Origin of the sequence: Brevibacillus sp. BD137 (genome assembly GCF_041644655.1) — a bacterium.
In the GTDB taxonomy this organism is placed as follows: domain Bacteria; phylum Bacillota; class Bacilli; order Brevibacillales; family Brevibacillaceae; genus Brevibacillus; species Brevibacillus brevis_D.
This window is the reverse complement of sequence record NZ_JAOTNO010000002.1, coordinates 1-20,522: the sequence shown is the minus strand read 5'-3', so window position 1 is coordinate 20,522 and position 20,522 is coordinate 1. Positions and strand designations below refer to the sequence as shown.

The following is a 20,522-nucleotide window of genomic DNA, read 5'->3' as shown; positions in this document are numbered from 1 at the left end:
AAGGTGGGGGTATTCATGGAGCTACGACAGATTCAATACTTTATCGAGGTTGCCAAACGGGAGCACTTCACCGAAGCCTCCCATCATTTGCACGTCGCTCAATCTGCCCTCAGTCGGCAAATCGCCAATCTGGAGGAGGAGCTCGGTGTGTCACTGTTCCTCCGCGAAGGTCGCAATATCAAGCTGACGGCAGTCGGAAAAATCTTTTTGCAGCACGTCGAAATGGCGATGAACGAAATCGAGAAAGCGAAAGAAAAGATTGAAGAGTTCCTTGACCCGTCGCGGGGCACGATTCGTGTTGGTTTTACGAGCAGCCTTGCCGCCAATCCCCTTCCGACGGTCATCTCCGGTTTTCGAGCCCGATATCCGGACATCGGCTTTCAATTGAAACAAGGCTCTTATCAGGGGCTGATCGACTCGGTCATCCATGGTGAAATCGACTTGGCTTTTCTTGGACCTGTTCCCACTCAGGAAAAAAATGTGCGCAGCTACATCTTCTTCGCTGAAAATATCGTCGCGTTGCTGCCCGCGAAGCACCCGCTGTCCAAGCAACCAAGCCTGCGTCTCAGTCAGTTGCAGGAAGATACTTTTGTGTTGTTTCCACCCGGTTTCATCCTGCGCAATATCGCTGTCAATGCTTGCTCACAAATGGGCTTTTCTCCTAAAGTTGCTTTTGAAGGAGAAGATATCGATGCCATTAAAGGGTTGGTAGCGGCAGGCTTGGGCGTCACTTTGTTGCCAGAGCTTACGTTAACGGATAACGTTCCTCGTGAGACAGTAAAAATCCCGATAAGTGAGCCATTGGTGACGCGAACAGTAGGCATTATCATCCCGAACAACCGTGAGCTTCCCCCTTCTGAAAAGCTTTTTTATCATTTTCTGAAGGAGTTTTTTGATGTGCTGAGTAAGTATAGCTAACGAAAAAAGTCCTGATGAACAGATGCATCAGGACTTTTGTGTATCTTCATTCAGTTACAGGAAATTTCCATGTGCTGGCCCTCTGGCGCCTGGTCGGGTCTATCTCGGTATTTTAAAAAATAGTTGGCACCATGCCCCCGTCCATACGGATTGGTGAGCCTTTAAATGCGGTTGCATAAGGGCTGGATACAAATGCTACCAGCCTGCCAATTTCAAAAGGCTTGATAAACCGCTGTAATTCGGATTGCGGCAGGTTTGCTGCCATAAATTGATTCTCTTTTTCCGAAAATGCCAGATCATCAGGAAACAGGCTATCAATGATTTGATAGACATTTTCGGAAAGCGTTGGTCCTGGCATGATTGTATTGGATGTGACTTCTGTTCCTACCGTTCGTTTGGATAGGCTTTTTGACAGGGATAATAGCATGGATTTCGTCATGCAATACTGAGGCATTTGCCCTGAAGGCATGATCGCTTCTTCACTTGCGATAAAGATGATTCGTCCAAAATTGTTCTTCAACATGCTAGGCAAGTAAAATTTAGATAATCCATTCGCGGCAAGGACATTGGTTCGGAAATATTTTTCCCATATGTCATCGTCAACGTCTTCATAGGACATGATCTCATAAATCCCCATATTGTTAACGAGGATATCAACGTTGGGATATTTCTCAAATAAAGCTTCTCTTTGCTGTCGATCCACTATATCGGCCGTAGCATTCTGAGGTGACGTAGCCGGGAATTCTGCCTTTAATTCATTTACGATTCGTTCTACCTCTTCCTCATTCCGTCCATTTACAAGAACATTGGCGCCTTCTCTGGCAAGCTCAATGGCAATTGCTTTCCCAATCCCTTTCGTTGATCCCGTTACCAAAGCAGTTTTGTTCCGTAATCCCATATCCATAACACTTGTCTCCTTTGTAGTCATTCGCGGCAAGCTGACTTGAAGTTCATCTTGGAACATCCTTGTGCTCCGGATAGAGATTATCGTACTTTGTCTGGATCGTTCGGTAACTAGCGTACGATGCCAATTTTCTTGCTGAACCCGCCAAATATGAAAACCGGGAAAATGGTAGCCCTGTTTGGAACGGTTTAGGTTAGGAATTCTATGACGGGTGGATTGACCCGAAAGTATTCGGAGCGCCAGTTTGAAGGTGTATCGCCTTCCCAAAGGCGAAAGGCCCGGTAGAATGAGTTCTGATCTTCATATCCAAGTAAAAAAGCCACTTCTTTTATATCGAGCTTGGGGTCGGCCAAGTATTCTCGTGCCTGTTCATGCCGAGCCTGTGTCAACAGTTGCTTGAACGTTGTGCTTTCATCCGCAAGACGGCGCTGCAAGGTACGATCGCTCATGCCCAGCTCGCTGGCAACTGCTCGAATATCAAGGCGGTTTCCGGTTAGACTTCGCTTCAATATCCACTTGACCTTCTCAGCAATGGAATGACTACCCTGTTCATCCAATGATCGGTCCAATACAGGTGTCAATATCTCCAACAATTCTTTGTTATACGAAAGAAAGGGTCGGTCCAGATCGCGTCGATGGAGGGTTAATCGGTTATCAGTGGCACCAATCCGTGCCGGGCAACCGAAATAAGCCTCAAGTGCAGTTACATCCCCCATCGCGTGAGAAAATTCCACGGACTGAGCAGTTAAACGCTTGCCCGTGCCCCTTCGTCCAAGTTCTAGAAGAAAGGCGAGCGTGGTTCCAATCAGGACTGGTGGTCCGGGCTGCTCGCTGTACATCCATTCCAAGTCGATTGTACAGCGCTCGCCCTCCTCTGTTATACGCAATCTTTCCGGAGGGCACAGTTGTTTGTACCGGGCCATTCGATTAAGCGCGTCGCGATAGTCACGAGCATGGTAGGTCGCTAAAACAGTCGGTGGATAGAGTGCCGTTTCAAAGCTGGTTGAAAGCTTGATGATTCCCGTAGCAATATCTCCAACGAGATCGGAATACGCTTGCCAGATTCTGAAATATTGAGCGGTGGTGACTACGGCTGGTTCTGTAAGAATGGTGAGCGGAAGGCACGCTTTCCGAGCTAGATCGTGTGGGGCAATCCCTAGTCGTTGTAATCCCGCCCAAAATCCCGCCGGAAATTTTATTCGGTCTGATTTCATTACGTATGGATCTCCTTTAATTGCTTACCGATTCGTTCCGCTTATCCCTAAGTATACATGAAGGTGATCGTACCCGTTATTTGACGCCTCTACATTTTGCGATTCAAATATAGCCGTATGCGGAAAGTTTTACTATGATATGGGAATAGTGTCACATTTCAGCAAGAGAGGTGATGTTCTTATGCTAGATTTCGTAAGTTCTGTATGGGGTAAGCTACAAGGCCCTTATGGTTTTTCTGATCGCATCCCTGCGCTCATCCAGCATATAATGCACGACTATTTTTCCGACGAAAAAGAAGAGTTGTATTGGGAGCTTCTGTATCATCAAAATACGATTTATCCATGTACATATGCTGCTTTCCCCTATTTAGTAGAGATCGCACAAAAAACAGAGAGCCCCGCTATTTTGTTAGACATCTTCATAACCTGCGGCATTTTCGAAGCCAGTAGCAAAAATACGCCTCATGGGGATGTGCCAGCGGAGTTTTTACGCTATCAGCCGCCATTATTGGATCAAGAGACCATCAGAGAGATCAATCGTGAATACCGACATGCCATTCTCTCGTTGACCGCGAAGACAGAATCCATCCTTCACCTAGCACGGACGGGAGAGCATGATGCAGACAAGCGCTACATACTAGCTGCGGACGCTGCGTTTCGTGGGGACAAAGACATTGCCAACATGCTTCTCACCTTTTCTGCGGGTGACGAATATGTAACGGTGTGTCCGACGTGTGATCAGTCTATCTATATATGGCCAGATGAGGACGAGGATGTCTTGTACGGTTACGAAGAAGACCCCGTTTTTCATGAGAAAGCGAAACGACTTTCAATCATCACCAAAAGACCGGACACGACAAACGACAGCGGACTTCAGAGATTATACCAACGTGTGCTTGCGATTGAGGATAAAACACTGCTAGCCCACCTTCCTTATCTTGCTGGTGAATTGAACTGCTGCTCATGTGACACCCCTATCCATGTTTGGACGGGACTTTTTTCATAAACAGCAAAAAGGCCTCAGCTAATGCCGTGGCCTTTTTGCTTTAGATGGCAGATACATCTGCCAAGGAACCTTTCGTTGCTTGTAACAAACCCTCTACTGCCATCTCGATCTGGACGCCAATGTTTCCACCACTGACGATGATCGACTCTAACGATTGTGCTCGTTGATCGATCACCGTCGGAAACAATTTCTTCATCCCAACTGGCGAACATCCACCCCGAATATAGCCAGATACTTTCGTGATCTCTTTCACGGGAATCATCTCGATTTTCTTTTCGCCGACTGCTTTCGCCGCTTTTTTGAGATCAAGCTCAGCTTCAACGGGAATGACAAACACATAATACGATTTGCTCGTCCCTTGCGAAATCAATGTTTTATAGACAACGTTCTCTTCGCGACCGATCTTTTGAGCGACAGCGATTCCGTCTATTTTTCCATCATCCGTTGCATACGTCAGCATGGTGTATGCGATTTTTTCTTTATCCAATATCCGCATTGCATTCGTTTTTCCTTGCTTCACGCCATTCCACCTCCGCTACACGCTGGTCAACAAAATATAATCTATCTTAGGGGATGCCGTTCTACTTTTCAACCAAAAAACGCCACTGACACAAGCATGTCAGCGGCGCCTCGTCTTATTGAATCGTTACTTCGTCAATCTCGATATGACCTGCCGGGCTAATCCATACCCCTTGTACATTCTTTTGAATCGCCGCCAAGGTCTCGGAGAATCGGAACGGAATAAGCGGTGCTTCAGTCATTTCGATTTGTTGTGCTTTTTCATAGAGTTGCTTCCGTTTTTCTGCGTCTGTTTCTCGGCGCCCTTCGTCAATTAGCTTGTCTACTTCTGGATTGTTGTAGAAGGAATGGTTACCAGGTGCGCCATGTGCTTTCGAGTGATAGAGGTTCGATTGGTTGTAATCGGCATCGCCCGTAGCATTTCCCCATCCACTCATGAACAGGTCTGTCTCCCCTTTGGAAGCTGCATCGATATAAGCCCCGAATTCCATCACATCCAGTTGCAGGTCAATCCCGATTGGCTTGAGCTGTTGCTGCAAAACCTCGGCGACGCTAATCCGTGCTTTGTTATCATTCAACGCGATTTTTGCTTTGAAGCCGTTTGGATATCCAGCCTCTGCTAGCAATTGTTTCGCTTTCTCGACGTCATACGGAATGTCTTTTACATTCGGGCTGTACCCAACCATCGCTGGTGTAATCGAGGAGTGAGCTGGTGTTCCCACATTGTTGTAAACACCTTCAATAATGGTTTTCTTGTCGATTGCGTGGGCAATGGCTTGGCGGACACGCACATCATCAAATGGTTTTTTCTTTGTATTCAATCCGATGTGATCGACCGAGAAACCAGGGTAACGCCCCAATTGCATGGATGGGGAGTTTTGTACGCGATCGATGTCCGTCACAGGCAGGTTTTCTGCCACTTGAACTTCTCCTGTCTCAACCATGGCAAGGCGAGTTGTGTCTTCCGGTACGGTTTTGAAAACGACTTTATCCAAATTTGGTTTACCGCCATAGTAGCTATCGTTTCTCACAAGAACCACTTCTTGACCCGGCGTCCATTTTTCAAATTTGTACGGGCCCGTACCGGTTGGATGCTTGCTCAAATCTTTTCCATATTGTTCAATCGCTTTCGGGCTGATGATGCTTCCCTCTGCACTCGCCAAAACAGACAAGATCGGCGCGTACGGGTAATTTAGAATAAATTGTACCGTGTACTCATCTACTACCTTCACTTCTTTGATTGCTTCAAACATGTTAATCCGGCTGGAGCCAACGGCAGGGTCTTGAACGCGAGCGATCGTTGCTTTTACCGCTTCCGCATTGAAAGGTGCGCCATCATGGAACGTCACGCCTTGACGTAGCTTGAACTCCCACGTCAAGTCATCGAGCTGCTTCCACTCACTAGCGAGGGATGGTACGTATTTGCTTTCTTTAACCATGCGGACAAGCCCTTCGTATACTTTGTGATGAATGATTGCTGCTGAAGGGATTTGGGACAGGAAATGCGGGTCGAGGTTGTTCGCATCGGACAGACGTGCGATGACGAGGGTTCCTCCTGTTTTGCCAGCTTCCGTAGTACCCCCTGCTTGTCCGGCGCTAGTCGCCGTATCCTGCCCTGACGAACACCCAGCCATAGCCGCAGATACCGCGATTGTCATGGCGATCAGCGTGTGATAAAAGCTCTTCTTTTTCATCTGTGTTCCCCCAATTCTTGTTGCAAATGTTTTAGCATTCAAACATGTTTTATTTTAGACAATATTCAGTTATTATATTTTCACTTTGTTTACCTTTATTTTCAGTTTCTTTACAACTTTATATATAAACAAAAAACTCCCCCTTTTTGCAGGGAGAGAGTAAAAAAAAGAGAGACTCCTCAAGAATCTCTCTTTCTTCCCTCGAACCTATTACGATGATCGCGTCAAAGGCTTTTTCATCATATTGATGTACTGCACCACATACAAATACTGCTGCGTTAGCAACTCCGCATCCGTTTTTACTTCCTGCAAATAGCGATTGCCCTCTACATGCAGGTCTTCGATCAATGAGCCGAGAAAGCTCATATCGTATTCGGTCGCGAGCTCTTGCAGTTTTTTCAGCTCTTGCAAATCTTGCCTGTCAAGTTTATGAATTCCTTTGAGTAACAAGCGTTCCTGCCAATCAGTCAGCTTTTCGGTAAAGGAATATAACTCCTCCATGATTTTACGTCCACTCCCTCACCGTTATAGGTCTAACTTAAAGCTCGTCAGCGATTTGCCCTGCATGATGCTGATCGGGTAAAGCCCATCTCCTATTTCTTGCACAAGCAAATACACATCGCGCAACTCTAGCAGCCGTTTGTTTTGTTCGAGATGACGTATATTGCGGGCGAATTCCCCCTGATAGGAGATGCTCAATTGAAGGGAATGACTTTGCTCGTCTTCGATCGTCAGAATCAACTGCTGCGTTTTCTGATCGAAATCGACTTGGTTGAACTTGTTCGCTTTCAACAGAAAAACCGAGTCCAACGCAGTCTCAAACATATCGCCTGCCGCGTCCTTCCATCCATTTGACCAGTCGCGAACGACCACCTTGCCGAGATCGAGCTCTTCGATATTGTCTCTGGGAACGATGGTTAGATGCGTCTCTTCACTGGAAGACAAGCGCTGCTCCCGATTCGTCTTCGCCTGTGTCAGGATGACCTGTGAATGAGAGAGCTCCTCCATCGAGATCAACCCGCCCCAGGGTACCTTGCTTTTATAGCTGTCCTTAAAGGAAAAGGATATGCCTTCATAATACACGGGGCGCGCTTCTGTATACGTGTAGATGCGTTGATCAGAAAGCGAGTAAAAGTAATACGTAATCCCCTTGTACCCTGACCGCGTCTCCCATGGATTTGCTCCCAATGCATATAGACTTAACTGCGGAACCATATGGTACTTACTTTTGAAGCTGCCGAGTAGCTGCTTTTTCGCCTCGGTGTGATCGGTCTTCTCTAGAGCGAGCAAGCTGAGATACACCCGGGAAAGTCGGTCGAGCAGCGCTTCCGTCGAAAACTTGACATGGCGCTGAAAAAATAAGTTCAACTCCCCATGAATGCCGCGAATGTCCTTTTCCACACGAGGAAGATTGCCGTTATGCGCAGCGATAGCAAGCAGCTCCAGCCGTGTACAAATCGTCTGGGATAGCTTTGCCAAGCCGATGCCAAGAATCTCTGCGATCAGGGCTTTTGCTTCCGTTACGACATCCGTTTCATAGCTGACATCGGTTACAGATGCTTGTAACTGCTCACGATCCTGTAGCTGGTGCATGGCCCGATAGCGCAAAATGACCTCCAGCTTGTGCAAGCAATTGCCCTTTGCCTTGCAGGTGCACATGCTTTTCCCAATCTCCGATTCACTGTCAAAAGATACGGAAATATCTTGGGTGTGCAATGTTATCGTTAAAAAGGATGTTTCAACGACCTCCATCTCCTCGAAATAGTCGAGGCGAAACAGCACTTCTTCCAGCTGCGCTGGGGTAAAAGCCTTACTAATGTGAGACGGCTGCAATTGCAAGATCCAGCTAAAGTCAGGCTTGTAGGTCTCCTGTTCTTCCTCGGTCTCTGCTCCTACTTGCAAATGGTTTTGGGCATAGTAGACGATGGCGATGATGACATGCTTGCATATCTTGTCAGATGGACATGAGCAGGAAAAACGCTCAATATCTGCATGAAGTCGGCATACGCTGTCATCTGACAGCGCACACTCGACGTAATCGTCCCCGAACTCGTAGGAAACGGACATCCCTTTTTCCATTTCCTTGATGGAACGGTTGTAAATCCCTTTATTCGCGTATTTGATTAGATACTCTTCGTTGCACAGCGCGATAAACCGATGAAATTCTGATGTGAAATCTGCCATCGTTATTTTCCTGCTGCACGCATGACATCATAAACAGTTTCGCTGAAAATGCGTGTTGGAATATCCGTGAGCTTCAGCCGATCCACTGGTTTGAAGTAAAAATGCTTGTACTCGGCATCTTTATTCGGGAAGAAAGCCAATGTCTCCAGCTTCACATCCTCCATTCCTTCCCAATACGAAATGCTCGCCCCGCTGATCTTCAACTCAGCCACCATACCGTCATACAGCTTGTAGAACTCATAATAATAACCGGCATCGAGCGGCGTTCCTTTGACCCAGCCGAATTTCTCCATCATTTTCGCAAAAGCGGTTGGTGAATACGATTCAACAGGCAGACGGAGCATTTCATTCGCTTTTATTTCTTCTTCCGTAGGCAGGAACGCTTCACGACTCAACTGCTCGAACGGTTGCGTAATTTCGTAATCTTCTAGCTGCGTACGCCAGCCGTTTAACATCTCTTCGTCCAGCTCCAGTGGGTGAATCAAGCCAATGAGCTGCTCATCTGCCAACTCATATTCATCCTCATCCACGGTGTTAAATGTCCCATCATCCATATAGCGGAACGTATCTACGAGCTTTCCGTCCTCGTATACACCCCAGATGAGCCCGATTGCGAATTTTTGCATCAACACGTTTTCCACAAAGAGACGTTTCCATGCTGCCGTTGACCAATAACGCGATTTGGACAGAGACTCCTCCAGACGAAGAGATTGTACTTTCACCATATTTTTCAGATCTTTTTTCAACTGAGCAAAAGTCAATCGCGCTTGTTCTGCCTTCTCCTGATCGTCTTTCGCGGACGGTGCAGGCAGATTTTTGACCGCTTTTCCCGTGCTGTCGTTCGTGACCTCCAACTCTAGCTCGTTGCTAACTTTAACCGTGAAGGTGCGGTCGCCGTAGTCAAACACTTGCTTGCCGGACGCATCGAAGCCAAGCGTCGTGACCAGTCGGTCTTCCAGTTCCATAGCGGAAATGTTCTGATTCGCAGCCGCCATGGACAGCGCCTCTTCTGCTGCAGATTTGACTTGCCTGTTTTTGATCGTACGTTTAATCTGGTCGATTAGACGCAGGGCAGTCAAATCATTCGAGAACGACAGGGCACGCACGCCATCCGCTGCCAAAGCCCCGCGTGAGTGATCTGTCCACTCTTTAATCCACTGACCAATCGTATCGACAATACGTCGATCTCCAAAAGCAACGCAGAGCGGCATGACCCATTTTTCTTTGGCGACTGCTCCGTTATCGAGCCAAGTGCGCAAAACTTCTGTGGTAAAGTCAGCAACAGATGCCGCTTGCAGAGATGGTTTCAAGTCAAGCACCAGCTGGTTTGGCGCAGTCGGGAAATCGATTGAGGCGGTTAGCATGTACTCCATGACTTCTTGCCCCAGCTCGTTGCCGTCTTGGTCGCGAAGGGCTGGCATGCGCTCCAGTGGCATCCATTTGATCCTTGTGAGTTTTCGCTTGTCGGTCAGGTTGCCCAAATGAGTCAAGCTCGCATCTGGCCCCTGCTCCTCAGCGTCGATAAATGTTTGCAGCAGCGTTTTAAATTTGCTGCTTTTTTCAGTTGTCAGTAGCTCCTGGAAAATCTCCTTGTTATTGTCCAGGGAGCGAATCGCATCCAGCGCCATTTCCTTGACCTTTGCTTTTTTCTCTGTTTGATAGACGTGCAAATAAAGCTCCTTGTCTTTGGCCTGAAGAAACGCTGCACCAGCGAGGCCGATCACTTTCTTCGAGCTGTCACCCAACCCGAGCAGAATCGCTTGGTTGCGCAATTCCTCTGATAGCGTCTCCTTTGCGGCTAATAGAGTTTGCGTCACAAAAACGCGAAGCTCCGTTTCCAGCTTGTCAAATTGAGCCAGAGTCATTTCCGGATTCGCTACGACTAACGAACGATACACCTCTTCTTTGACGTCTGTGTAATAATAGTGCGACTCCTTGATCGACAAAATCTGATAGAACAGTGTCTGGATATCTACAGCTTCGTCCTTCCGGTAATGATCGATGAAGGCGGTCAATCGATCCTGGAACGCATGAGTGAAGCACATATGACCTACTCTGCGATTGGACTTGTCTTTGTATTGGCACATGAACGGAATCAGACGTGCAATAAACGGATGATCCACAGGCAAGAAGCTTAGGAGGATCATCTGCTGTCTGACGAGTTGTACGTCCTCCAGATGCACATGCTCGAGCACATCCTCTAGGACAGCTTTTTCATCCAAATAGCTTGCCAGCTTTGTAGAGCCCTTCGCACGTCGCAGCGCGTCCTGAATAATCCCTTCCAAAGATGGCTGGAAATCGGAAAGATCCACGCCTTCTGCCGCCAGCGTTTTGTGTAAGAATCCCTTGACCATCGGGATCGAAGCAAGCTCAAGCGCTCGTCTTGATCTCGTTACGTCTACCAACACCAGTTGCTTCACTTGTTCCCAATTGGTCGGCGGGGATAGCAAATGCTCGCGTAGACCCAGCAGTAAATCGTAAGGCTCATCCATGTGCACGAGGTCAACTAGTCTCTTATCTTGGGACAGGATATCAAGCGGGCACACGCCGAAAAGGATTTGCAAAGTATCGTGCAGCTCCCGATCGATTTCCTCTTCCTTGTTCAGGAACGCACTGATCCCGCCTTTGACGTGAATGCGGTAATACAGCAAGCTGATGACCAGCTCCATATACCGATTCAAATGCTTCTGATTCAAAAGGGAGCCTTCCTTGACCTGCTCTCCTGGATAATACTTTTCTCGCAATGCAGCTTTTTTCTCTTTGACATATGAAGGGTACAATGACTCGTTGGTCAGTAAATTGTTGCTCGAAAACTGCATGGTCACGACTTCTTTGGCAATCATATGCAGCTCTTTTATATATTCACGCGTATCACCTGTAATCAGGTAATAGTAGCTCGGCATCAGCTTTTCTTTTGCTTCTTCCAATAAGCTCGGAGAAATCGTGTACGCATACGAAATGAATAGCAAAAATTCTGCCCGATCAAATGTCGAGGAGTAATCACGGCTGATACTTGCGCGATAATCCTCCGCGGCTTTTGACAAAAATTCGGCAAACAACGTATGTCCGAAATGCTCGACCGTTTTTCTCATGGCCTCCAATGCTTTCTGATCTTTTGCTCGGATATCATCATCACTGATGTCCTTCATACCCTGAAGTTCGATCTGATCCAGGAAGCACTCATCCATCACATTTTTCTTATCGTAAAAACGGTTGCTAGCCTTGTAGATCAGCACAGCTGCTCGATAGAAGGCCAGCTCCTCGCCGCGTTTTTTCAGCTTGTCAAATTCGGATCGAACCGTATAGCTGTAAAACCGCGGGTCCTCTGCGATTGCCGGGCATTCGTCTGTGTCACCTGCAACGTAATCAGCGATTTGATCGTACAAATGCTTGTTTCGATCACTTGCACTGATAAACTCCTCCACAAATTTCTTCGTAACCGGGTTCAGATCTGTCTTTCTTAATACCATTCCTTACTCCTCCTTCTCTCTATTTGATCACTTTACCAATCCACTGCGCGAGTTCATCAGGCGTGATCGCGGCAACGTTTGCTCCCATATCGCTCAATACCCTGGCAGCATGCTGGTTGTACGTAGCGTTGCCATTGAAATCCAAAGCCGTCAACACTAAAAACTTGCAGCCTGCGTCGATAATCTCCTTGCTTTGGCGATACATTTCCTTGATCGGGTAGCCTTCCTCCAAATCGCTGACGAGGATAAATATCGTCTTCGATGGATTTTCGAGCAGTGTTCTTCCGTATTTGAGCGCCTGTGCAATATGAGTCCCCCCACCAAGCTGCACACTCATCAGCACATCGACCGGATCATCCAGTCTATCGCTCAAATCAACGACCTTCGTATCAAAAATAACCAAATTCGTCTTCAAGGCAGCGAGCTTGTAAAAAATACTTGCCATAACGGAGCTGTAAATCACAGAGTCCATCATACTGCCGCTCTCATCCACAACAATGACGATGTTCCATTTGTTGTGATGCTGGATATTGCTGTGGAAATACAGCTCATCGATGATAAAACGGCTTTTTTTGCGATCGTAGTTCTTCAAATTTTTACGAATCGTTTTATGGACATCCAGATTTTTCATCGACTTCGTATAACCGCGTTTATGGCGATTGCGCTTGCCGACGATGCTGGTCTGCACCTCATTTTCAAGCTGACGCCGTATATCGTCTACGACCTTGCGTACAATTTCCTTTGCACTTTTTACGACCTCTCCTTTCATCCTGCCTTTAAATTGGAGGATGTTTTTTAAGAGGGTCATGTTGGGCTCCATGCTTTCCAACACTTTTTTGTCAGTCAACAGCTCTGTCATGTTATAGCGATCAAGAGCTTGTCGCTCAAGGATTTCTACCGTCTTCTTGGGAAACAGCTTGCGGATTTTGTTCAGCCAGGAGGGAACCGTCAATGCCGATTCTCCTCGGCCGCCTTCTTTTCGATAACCCTGCTCTTCTCCGTATTCACGGTTGTATAAAAATTCAAGAATCGAGTCCAATTCCTGATAAGAAAACTCGGATGATTGATAGACCCCGCTGCCTTCCAATGATTCCTCGGCATGCGAGCCCAATAACAACCGCCAGCGGTTCAAGGCTTCGCGGCTCAAATCAGGTTCCATTTGGCAAACTCCTCCTTGATCGCTTGATCGAGCATGCGGGCATCACGCAAGGTACGCTCATCGATGACTGGATTCGTGACTTGTTCCACCGTCGTTTGGAAAAGAGCCGCCACTTTTTCCGAGAGCATACTAATTTCCATTGGGCTAAAATATGTAAACGCCAATCGCAGTTCAGGCACTACCTGCAAAAAGTCGTCGTAGGCCAAGGATGTAATCATCTGATGCAGATCGCGCAGGATTTCCTCTTGATGAAAGAGATAGTCACGAGCCACGATAAAAACGCCATGTAAATACGCGGCGGTATGCAGCATTTGCTCAGGCGAGCCGAACATATAGGCACGGGCACGTCTGGAGATTTCTGCGCGGTCGATCACTTCAAGATTGCACAAGATCGCGACCACTACCCCCTCCAGTTTCGCGGGGAGCTTGTCGTTACGCAGCAATTCCCGCAGTTGATCACTGAAAATCTCTCGGGAATCATCCTCCTGTCTCTTCTCACTCAGCATGTAGAGGAATTTGAGCTGATCAGCCAACTCATCCAGTTCGTTGGGGTTCGGGTTTCCCTGCTCGACGATTTTGGTCACAGCCTGGTAATATACTTCTTCCACCAAGTTCTCCAACCGTTCTGTTTCGCTAAGACCGAACAACCGTTTTTGCTCCAAAAGAATGGTGAGTGTCTTTAATGTCTTGCATAGCGAGAGAAAATGTCCATCCTGCCTAACGGACTCTACTACAGATTCAAAGAGCCTTTCCGACAGCTCTTCCAACCCCATAACGACCGCCATCAATAGCCATTTTGCCAGCTCATAGCTCTGATGCTGCGGCAGTTCTTTTACCATATCGGCTAGCTTATGGGCAGCTGCCTCCTTCACCGTCCCGCCGTAGACCGAGCTCTCGATCAGACGGGCTTCTACGAAAGAGGAATAGCTGTAGCGCCATGTCTCTCGGACGAGATTGACATTTCGGTTGTTCATCCAGTCAGGTCCGGCTTCTTTGGTGCAAAATTCTGTGCCCAAGTACTGCATGCAGTGAAAAAACTGGCTGGCTTCGCGATGCGACTTCTTGGCATACAGCTCTAGCACCTTTTGATTGCGGGCTGTCGTCGTGATCGCGAGCTTTAACGATTTACATCTGTCTTTGCAATCGCGAACGATGGGCACATCCAGTGAATTAGGAGCCACTTCACCGATTCCGTCTCCGGTCAATAGCTCTCGCAATGTCTCGATCGGCTGAGAGGTTGCTATCGAGCGCTCGCCTTTTGTAAAAGCAGAGAGAACGGAATCGAGCAACTCATAGGCACCGCCCTCAGCCTTTTCCCGCATGACAGCCAAGCCGTTCATGAGGCTATATGCTTCGATCGCATCCGCTGTAGACGTCGTTTCTCCCTTGCCACGCAATTTTTTTAGCAGTTGTGGAAGGTACGTTAACGCGCTGTTCGAGAAGGGAGCAGGCTCCTTCTTCTCCAGTGCCTTCCACACACTCTCATAATAATGGACGTACGGCATCCCGCTTGCGTATCCATTCAACTGATCTGCTTCCTGGTACGTGTACACCATCGGATATATTTTTTCTTCCTGTACCTTTTGTATCTTGTAGGAAGTCTTGCGTTCCTCGATGAGTCCGTATGTATGAAAGCCCCCGGTCACCACGAGAATTCTCGCATGCTTTTTCTTTGCCTCTGCAATTTTTTGACGCATGTGCGCCTCGCGAATCAAATCGCCTTCCGCTTCCAAAGTAGCGTCATCATAGCATTTTCGAGACAGGTAGCAGTAGGCAAAGACATCCTTGACGAAATCCTTCGTCTGTTTGCGAATCCCATCAATCTCAAAAAACTTTTCCCACAGCTCATCGAAGTTCCGGCATTTCATCGTCTGGCACAATTGCTGAATAAACTGCGAGCCTGCCAGCATGCGCTCATCGTGATAGGAGAGCTTTTCATTCTTCTTTTTCAAATCATGGCCGTCTTCCAAGCTTTCGAGGCGGCTTCCGTAGCTTAGATCAATGAAAGCAGCAGGAATCTGCCGGCGTTTTGCTTCAACCAAGGCCACATATTCCGGCGAATACAGAAGAAACGGAAAGTAACAGACGTATTTTTGCTCCCCTGAGGCGTACGCATAATAAATACTTACAGGAGGCTTCGTCCGTTCATCCGTTAAGATCGGAATGATATGATTGCTATGGTCCGGGCCTTCAATCAAAATGATTTCCGGTTGATACTCTTCGATCGTTTTTTTCAAATGAAACGCGCACGCAGGACTATGATGACGAACCGGGAAATAGACGACCTGTTTGCTGAGGTTGTAGACCTCATCTTCGACGAATGATTTTATGAAGCGGTCCTGATCTTTTATTTGATCCATTTCTTCTCGTTGTAATACGTTCCCCATAGACCCTCTTCCTTTGCCCGTTCTTTGACCACTTTGGTAAAGTAGGTTTTCAGGATATTTGCGTCCTTTTGGTTTTCCTTGACGACGGCTCCCAGCATGTTCTGTACCAGTCGATCCATGGAAATTGACCTGCCATCATAGTAATGGGACGTCATTGCACTTTGAACATAGACGGATACGGCTTCGGCTGTACTCATCACGGATTGAGGGGAATCGATTTTGAATCCTTCCTTGGTCTCGCCCATCCGCAGTTCCATGAAGGTCGTCGCCAATATCTCAACTACATCGCGATCGATTTCGATGTTTACGCCACTTTGCTCCAAAATCACTTTTGCTTGAGATTCGATAATTTGGGCTTCCATTTTCACATGATTAATCGGCGCGATTGTCTCGAAGTTAAAACGGCGTTTGAGGGCGCTACTCATTTCATTGACGCCTTTGTCCCGCAAGTTTGCTGTTGCAATGATATTAAAACCGGGCTTGGCAAACAGGATGCCGTCTGACAGCTCGGGAATGTTCATCACCTTGTCGCTCAAAATACTAATCAACACGTCTTGAACCTCAAACGGACAACGGGTAATCTCCTCAAAACGGGTAATGATTCCCTTGCTCATTCCGGTGTATAAAGGAGAAGGAACCAGCGCTTGCAACGAAGGACCTTTGTCCAGCAGCATCGCGTAGTTCCAGGAGTATTTGATCATATCCTCTGTCGTTCCCGCGGTGCCTTGGATCGTATTTGTGCTCGTACCAGAGATAGCCGCAGACAGCAGCTCAGACAGCATCGTCTTTGCCGTTCCAGGCTCACCGACGAGCATTAAGCCGCGATTGCCTGCCAACGTGACGATTGCACGCTCAATAAGCACATCGTCTCCATAGAACTTCTTCGTAATCGATATACTTTCGCCCTCATAAGAAAGGGGTTCATCCGTTCCTAAAATAAAGTCGCGCACAGCTCTGGGCGACATCAGCCAATTGGGAGGTTTTGTCCCTGTATCCTGGGATCGCAGTGCATTCAGCTGTTTCGCATATAACACTTCCATAGGTGGCTTCATTGTTTCCATCCAAATGCCCACTCCATTTCTGGTTGTACTTGAAAAATAAGGTATACTATAAAAAATGAAAACATATGTTTGTCAGGAAAAGAAGGGTATTTGTACCCATTATTAGGAAAGATATGTGAAAAGATGTGAATTGAGTACTACATGCCAAAAAGCGCCCTGGGTCCCCAAGACGCTTTTCTCGCTGTTTTTTGAAGAGTTTTTTACAACTGTGTCCGCAAGCTCCAAAGCTCCGGGAAAAAACGGTGATCGAGCGCTCTGCGTAAGTACATGACGCCTGATGACCCACCCGTTCCCGTCTTTTGGCCTATGATACGTTCGACTGTCGTCATATGGTTAAAGCGCCATTGCTGTTGCTGACTTGCGATATCCACCAGCTTTTCTGCCAACTCGTACAAATCCCAATACTGGTTCACGTTTCGATACACGGTCAGCCAGGCTTGCTCTACACTCTGATTTTGTTGATATGGTTGCGACCAATCGCGATTCAAGCATTCCGGATCAATCGGCAAGCCCCGAACAGCCATCTCCCTGATCGCCGCATCATAAATGCTAGGCTGCTGCAAGGCCACACTCATCTGGGCGTGAAGCTCTGGTTGATGCGCATACACCGCAAGGACATGCTGGTTCTTATATCCTAGCGTAAATTCGATCAGTCGGTTTTGATAGGATTGAAATCCTGACGAATGACCCAGCTTGTCACGGAACTGAAGGTAGTCAGCTGGCGTCAATGTAGAAAGGACATCCCACGATTTAATCAATTGCTGCTGGATACGCGAGACTCGCGCGAACATTTTGAAAGCAGGCTCCAGATCATGATTGCAGATGCATTCATTTGCTGCTGACAGTTCGTGCAAAATTTGTTTCATCCATAGCTCACTCACCTGATGAATGATAATAAACAGCATTTCATCATGATGGGTAGATTGAAGCTGTTGACTCGATAAGATTTGATCGAGCTGTAAATAATCGCCGTACGTCATCTCCTTTTGGAAATCAGTATGAATCTGTGTCTCTAATGAGGTGTCGATCGGTTGATTATTTCCTTGTTCATGTGGTCTCATCGTGGCACGACCTCCTTTCCCATCTAATTCCTTTCCACCCCTCTTTCCTCCTGCTGAATATTCATTCTTCTCACCCGAATTATTTCGCTGCTTCCAAATATTTCAAATCGATCAATCCTTCGATTTTATTACTGGAAATATATCCAGCTTCCTGGCTGATATCTGCCATTTCTTGAATGACCTTTTCATTAACCGCTGTTGTAACTTCCAAACGGGAAAAGGCTGCCTGCACTTCTTTTTTGCTCAACTCTTTGGCAGTCAGATTTTTCAAATGCTTGATGATCAAGTCTTGGCTTTCTTCGGGATTTTCCTGAATGAATTTGACTGCCTTTTTATGTGCTTGCAGGTAGGCAGTTGCCAAGCCTTCTCGTTTCAAAAATTCATCGCTGGCTGCTACCACGGTATTGGTTGACTCTTTCCCCCAAGCGAATTGATCCCAGTCCAAAAGCAATTTTCCTCCAGCCTGATTTTCCAGGACATATCCCCACGGCTCCTGCGTTGCTGCACCGTCAACGGATTTTTGTACGAATAAGGCTGCCGTATCTGCCGGAGCTGCCGCATACAGTTCCACATCTCCACCATTCGTCGTCGGTTTCAGGCCAACCTCATTCAGTGCTTTTCTGAGCATGACATCCTGTGTACTGCCGATTACCGGAATCGTGATTCTTTTGCCTTTTAAATCCTTTAGTTCGGTAATATTGGTTGAACCATTCATGACGAGCACAGCGCCGCCATTGACAGCACCTGAAATCAAACGATACCCGGGATGCTTGACATAAAAGTTCAACAACGGTCCAGGTCCGACTGTCCCTACGTCAATCGCCTTTGTTGCCATTGCTTCCATAAACAATCCGCCATTGGCGACCGTTTTCGTTTGAATCTTTACATCCGCACCGAAAGCTTCCTTGAAATAGCCTTTCTCCAATGCAATGATCGTTGCGCTATGGGTTAGATTTGGGAAATATCCGATCTTGACTTCCTTCTCAGAGGATTCGGCTCCGCCTGTAGAGCACCCGCTCGCAATCCCCATCAATAATAGGGATGCAACCACGGTACTGAACACTTTTTTTAGCATGTGACAACACACTCCTTAGCCATTTTTCTTTTATGAATGGACTCCCCACTTCATCTGAACGTTGCGTTCGATCCGTGAAAAGACAACATTATCGACGATGGTCCCGATGATCGCAATAATGATCATGACAGATATCACCAAATCCATTTGTCCAAGTGAACGGCCCATCTCGAGTAATTGCCCAAGACCACCGCCACCCCCGAGCAGCTCACCAGCCATGAGCTCCCGCCAGGAAAATGCCCAAGCGATTCGAAGCCCAGAGATGATCTGTGGTACAGATGCGGGAAGAATGACTGTTCGTACAAAGTGAAAGCCAGTCGAACCGTAAGTCTTGGCTACCCGCTGATATAGCGGCGGGACATTTTTGAAACCGCTGGTCGCGTTGACCGTCATGGTCCAGGTCGCCCCGATCGTCACGATGAACAGAATGGAGAAGTCATTTAAGCCAAACCAGATAATCGCAAGCGGGAACCAGACAATGCTCGGGATAGATTGAAGCGCAGTCACGACAAAGCCAAGTGTATCTTCTACGAGTTTGTATCTCCAAATGAAGTAACCCAATATCAGTCCGATGATAATGGCAATGAGAAAGCCCAACAGGATTCGTCCCATGCTTTTTCCAATCGCGGCGGTAATTTGCCCGCTTATCAAGCCATTTACGAGTGTTTCAAAAACCTGAGTCAGGCTAGGAAACATGAACGATGGCAGCCCCGATAATTTAGATGTGACTTCCCATATCGCCGCTATCATAGCGATGAAGATAACCCGTCTTAAAGCTGTAGTCATTGCCCATTTCCTCCTTCAGCACCTTTTCTATCTCTTCTTGCAAGATCGACAGCACCTTCTGCTCGGTGCTTACTGTCACACTGTCCGGCATGACCCCATCGCGCATGGCAGGAACCGCAATGATTTCCTTGATTTTTCCGGGGCGTGTGGCAAAAACGACGATCCTCTCCGCAAGCAAAACGGCCTCCCGGATATTATGGGTAACGAAAAAAATCGTGACCTTGGTCGTCCGCCAAATCTCAAGCAACTCCTTATGAAGAACCATCCGCGTCTGTTCATCCAGCGCCGAGAACGGTTCATCCATCAGCAAAATGTCGGGTTCCATGACAAGTGCCCGAGCGATAGCTACGCGTTGCTTCATCCCGCCTGAGAGCTGATGGGGATAGGAATGAACATACTTGCTTAAATGAACCATCTTGAGTACTTCCAGCGCCTTTTCGTTGGCTTTCGCTGTAGACATTTTCTTCAACTTGAGTCCGTATGTAACATTTTCCAAAACGGTCAGCCATGGAAATAACCCTGCTTCTTGAAAAACGACAACCCTGTCAGGTCCGGGCTTATTCACTTTATTGCCAGCTACGTGGATGTCACCGTTGTCCGGTTGATCCAATCCCGCTATCAAGTAGAGCAGCGTCGACTTTCCACAGCCGGAGGGGCCGACAATGGAAACGAAGCTGCCCTTTTCCACTTCCAGATTGATATCATCCAGCACCTTTACTTTTTGTTTCTGCTCATTCACAAAATGTTTCGTAACATTATCAATAGTCAGATACATGAATGCACCTCTTTTTATTCCAACTTAGTCGATGGGGATTATGAATAAATAATGATTAATCCTATCGTTTTTGTCAACTATAATCCGATAAAAAAAGGGAAGGCCGCGGGCACCTTCTCCTATTCAATGCAAGGGCGACACTTTAGGTGCAGCATTGCACTACGTCCATTTCATCCGATCGGTTGACCCATATGGAACTGTCTGGTTTTATAAGAAAGTCAATGTTATTTTTCTTAAATGCTTCGATTTGTTCGGGAGAGGCGCCTTCCGAAAACTTATAATAGTCGTTACTGGTTTGATAAAATAAAA

Annotated in this window: 16 protein-coding genes; 2 read left to right on the top strand and 14 right to left on the bottom strand. The window is 47.2% G+C overall.

The features are described from left to right. Positions 1-15: 15 nt before the first annotated feature. Positions 16-918 carry a glutamate biosynthesis transcriptional regulator GltC gene (gltC, locus tag ODZ53_RS03890; RefSeq protein WP_064199579.1) on the top strand — a complete coding sequence of 301 codons (903 nt, stop codon included), beginning with the start codon at positions 16-18 and terminating at the stop codon, positions 916-918. 112 nt (positions 919-1,030) lie between these two features. Here the strand turns inward: gltC and ODZ53_RS03885 are convergent, their stop codons facing one another. Further along, positions 1,031-1,822, bottom strand: coding sequence for an SDR family NAD(P)-dependent oxidoreductase (locus ODZ53_RS03885; RefSeq protein WP_372675993.1), 792 nt, complete (start codon positions 1,820-1,822; stop codon positions 1,031-1,033). A 188-nt stretch (positions 1,823-2,010) separates the two neighbouring features. Further along, the gene (locus ODZ53_RS03880) at positions 2,011-3,036 is read right to left on the bottom strand and encodes an AraC family transcriptional regulator ligand-binding domain-containing protein (protein WP_372675992.1); all 1,026 of its coding nucleotides are present in this window, start codon (positions 3,034-3,036) and stop codon (positions 2,011-2,013) included. A 181-nt stretch (positions 3,037-3,217) separates the two neighbouring features. Between ODZ53_RS03880 and ODZ53_RS03875 the strand changes: the two genes are divergently transcribed. After that, positions 3,218-4,042, top strand: a complete 825-nt coding sequence (locus tag ODZ53_RS03875) for a hypothetical protein (RefSeq protein WP_372675991.1) — start codon at positions 3,218-3,220, stop codon at positions 4,040-4,042. Positions 4,043-4,082: 40 nt separating this feature from the next. On the opposite strand, the gene ybaK is transcribed toward ODZ53_RS03875, so the two are convergent. The 12 genes from ybaK to ODZ53_RS03815 form a co-directional block, all read right to left on the bottom strand. After that, positions 4,083-4,562 (bottom strand): Cys-tRNA(Pro) deacylase, encoded by a 480-nt coding sequence (gene ybaK, locus ODZ53_RS03870; RefSeq protein WP_064199583.1) that lies wholly within the window; start codon positions 4,560-4,562, stop codon positions 4,083-4,085. Between the two features lie 115 nt (positions 4,563-4,677). After that, complete coding sequence (locus ODZ53_RS03865) at positions 4,678-6,255, bottom strand: glutathione ABC transporter substrate-binding protein (protein ID WP_372675990.1); 1,578 nt, start codon at positions 6,253-6,255, stop codon at positions 4,678-4,680. A gap of 210 nt (positions 6,256-6,465) precedes the next feature. After that, on the bottom strand, positions 6,466-6,756 hold the full coding sequence (locus tag ODZ53_RS03860; RefSeq protein WP_064199585.1) for a hypothetical protein: 291 nt from the start codon (positions 6,754-6,756) through the stop codon (positions 6,466-6,468). A gap of 24 nt (positions 6,757-6,780) precedes the next feature. Next, positions 6,781-8,439, bottom strand: coding sequence for a hypothetical protein (locus tag ODZ53_RS03855; protein WP_372675989.1), 1,659 nt, complete (start codon positions 8,437-8,439; stop codon positions 6,781-6,783). Positions 8,440-8,441: 2 nt separating this feature from the next. After that, positions 8,442-11,909 carry a DUF4132 domain-containing protein gene (locus ODZ53_RS03850; RefSeq protein WP_372675988.1) on the bottom strand — a complete coding sequence of 1,156 codons (3,468 nt, stop codon included), beginning with the start codon at positions 11,907-11,909 and terminating at the stop codon, positions 8,442-8,444. Positions 11,910-11,928: 19 nt separating this feature from the next. Continuing rightward, positions 11,929-13,068 (bottom strand): VWA domain-containing protein, encoded by a 1,140-nt coding sequence (locus ODZ53_RS03845; protein ID WP_016740514.1) that lies wholly within the window; start codon positions 13,066-13,068, stop codon positions 11,929-11,931. Beyond that, positions 13,053-15,455, bottom strand: coding sequence for a DUF5682 family protein (locus ODZ53_RS03840; protein ID WP_372675987.1), 2,403 nt, complete (start codon positions 15,453-15,455; stop codon positions 13,053-13,055). The genes ODZ53_RS03845 and ODZ53_RS03840 overlap by 16 nt, the downstream gene beginning before the upstream one ends. Further along, a complete protein-coding gene (locus tag ODZ53_RS03835) occupies positions 15,416-16,516 on the bottom strand; it encodes an ATP-binding protein (RefSeq protein WP_372675986.1) in 1,101 nt (366 codons plus the stop codon). The genes ODZ53_RS03840 and ODZ53_RS03835 overlap by 40 nt, the downstream gene beginning before the upstream one ends. 200 nt (positions 16,517-16,716) lie before the next feature. Beyond that, on the bottom strand, positions 16,717-17,577 hold the full coding sequence (kynA, locus tag ODZ53_RS03830; protein ID WP_372675985.1) for a tryptophan 2,3-dioxygenase: 861 nt from the start codon (positions 17,575-17,577) through the stop codon (positions 16,717-16,719). Positions 17,578-17,656: 79 nt separating this feature from the next. Then, positions 17,657-18,652, bottom strand: coding sequence for an aliphatic sulfonate ABC transporter substrate-binding protein (locus ODZ53_RS03825; protein WP_372675984.1), 996 nt, complete (start codon positions 18,650-18,652; stop codon positions 17,657-17,659). A 30-nt stretch (positions 18,653-18,682) separates the two neighbouring features. Further along, a complete protein-coding gene (locus ODZ53_RS03820; RefSeq protein WP_372675983.1) occupies positions 18,683-19,438 on the bottom strand; it encodes an ABC transporter permease in 756 nt (251 codons plus the stop codon). Then, entirely contained in the window at positions 19,371-20,213 is an 843-nt protein-coding gene (locus ODZ53_RS03815; protein ID WP_064199589.1) for an ABC transporter ATP-binding protein, read from the bottom strand. Before ODZ53_RS03815 ends, ODZ53_RS03820 begins: the two co-directional genes overlap by 68 nt. Between the last annotated feature and the right edge of the window lie 309 nt (positions 20,214-20,522).

Coding starts and splice junctions, on each gene's coding strand:
- gltC (WP_064199579.1), top strand. CDS start 16: ATGGAGCTACGACAGATTCAATACTTTATCGAGGTTGCCAAACGGGAG.
- ODZ53_RS03885 (WP_372675993.1), bottom strand. CDS start 1,822: ATGGATATGGGATTACGGAACAAAACTGCTTTGGTAACGGGATCAACG.
- ODZ53_RS03880 (WP_372675992.1), bottom strand. CDS start 3,036: ATGAAATCAGACCGAATAAAATTTCCGGCGGGATTTTGGGCGGGATTA.
- ODZ53_RS03875 (WP_372675991.1), top strand. CDS start 3,218: ATGCTAGATTTCGTAAGTTCTGTATGGGGTAAGCTACAAGGCCCTTAT.
- ODZ53_RS03865 (WP_372675990.1), bottom strand. CDS start 6,255: ATGAAAAAGAAGAGCTTTTATCACACGCTGATCGCCATGACAATCGCG.
- ODZ53_RS03860 (WP_064199585.1), bottom strand. CDS start 6,756: ATGGAGGAGTTATATTCCTTTACCGAAAAGCTGACTGATTGGCAGGAA.
- ODZ53_RS03855 (WP_372675989.1), bottom strand. CDS start 8,439: ATGGCAGATTTCACATCAGAATTTCATCGGTTTATCGCGCTGTGCAAC.
- ODZ53_RS03850 (WP_372675988.1), bottom strand. CDS start 11,909: ATGGTATTAAGAAAGACAGATCTGAACCCGGTTACGAAGAAATTTGTG.
- ODZ53_RS03845 (WP_016740514.1), bottom strand. CDS start 13,068: ATGGAACCTGATTTGAGCCGCGAAGCCTTGAACCGCTGGCGGTTGTTA.
- ODZ53_RS03840 (WP_372675987.1), bottom strand. CDS start 15,455: ATGGGGAACGTATTACAACGAGAAGAAATGGATCAAATAAAAGATCAG.
- ODZ53_RS03835 (WP_372675986.1), bottom strand. CDS start 16,516: ATGGAAACAATGAAGCCACCTATGGAAGTGTTATATGCGAAACAGCTG.
- kynA (WP_372675985.1), bottom strand. CDS start 17,577: ATGAGACCACATGAACAAGGAAATAATCAACCGATCGACACCTCATTA.
- ODZ53_RS03825 (WP_372675984.1), bottom strand. CDS start 18,652: ATGCTAAAAAAAGTGTTCAGTACCGTGGTTGCATCCCTATTATTGATG.
- ODZ53_RS03820 (WP_372675983.1), bottom strand. CDS start 19,438: ATGACTACAGCTTTAAGACGGGTTATCTTCATCGCTATGATAGCGGCG.
- ODZ53_RS03815 (WP_064199589.1), bottom strand. CDS start 20,213: ATGTATCTGACTATTGATAATGTTACGAAACATTTTGTGAATGAGCAG.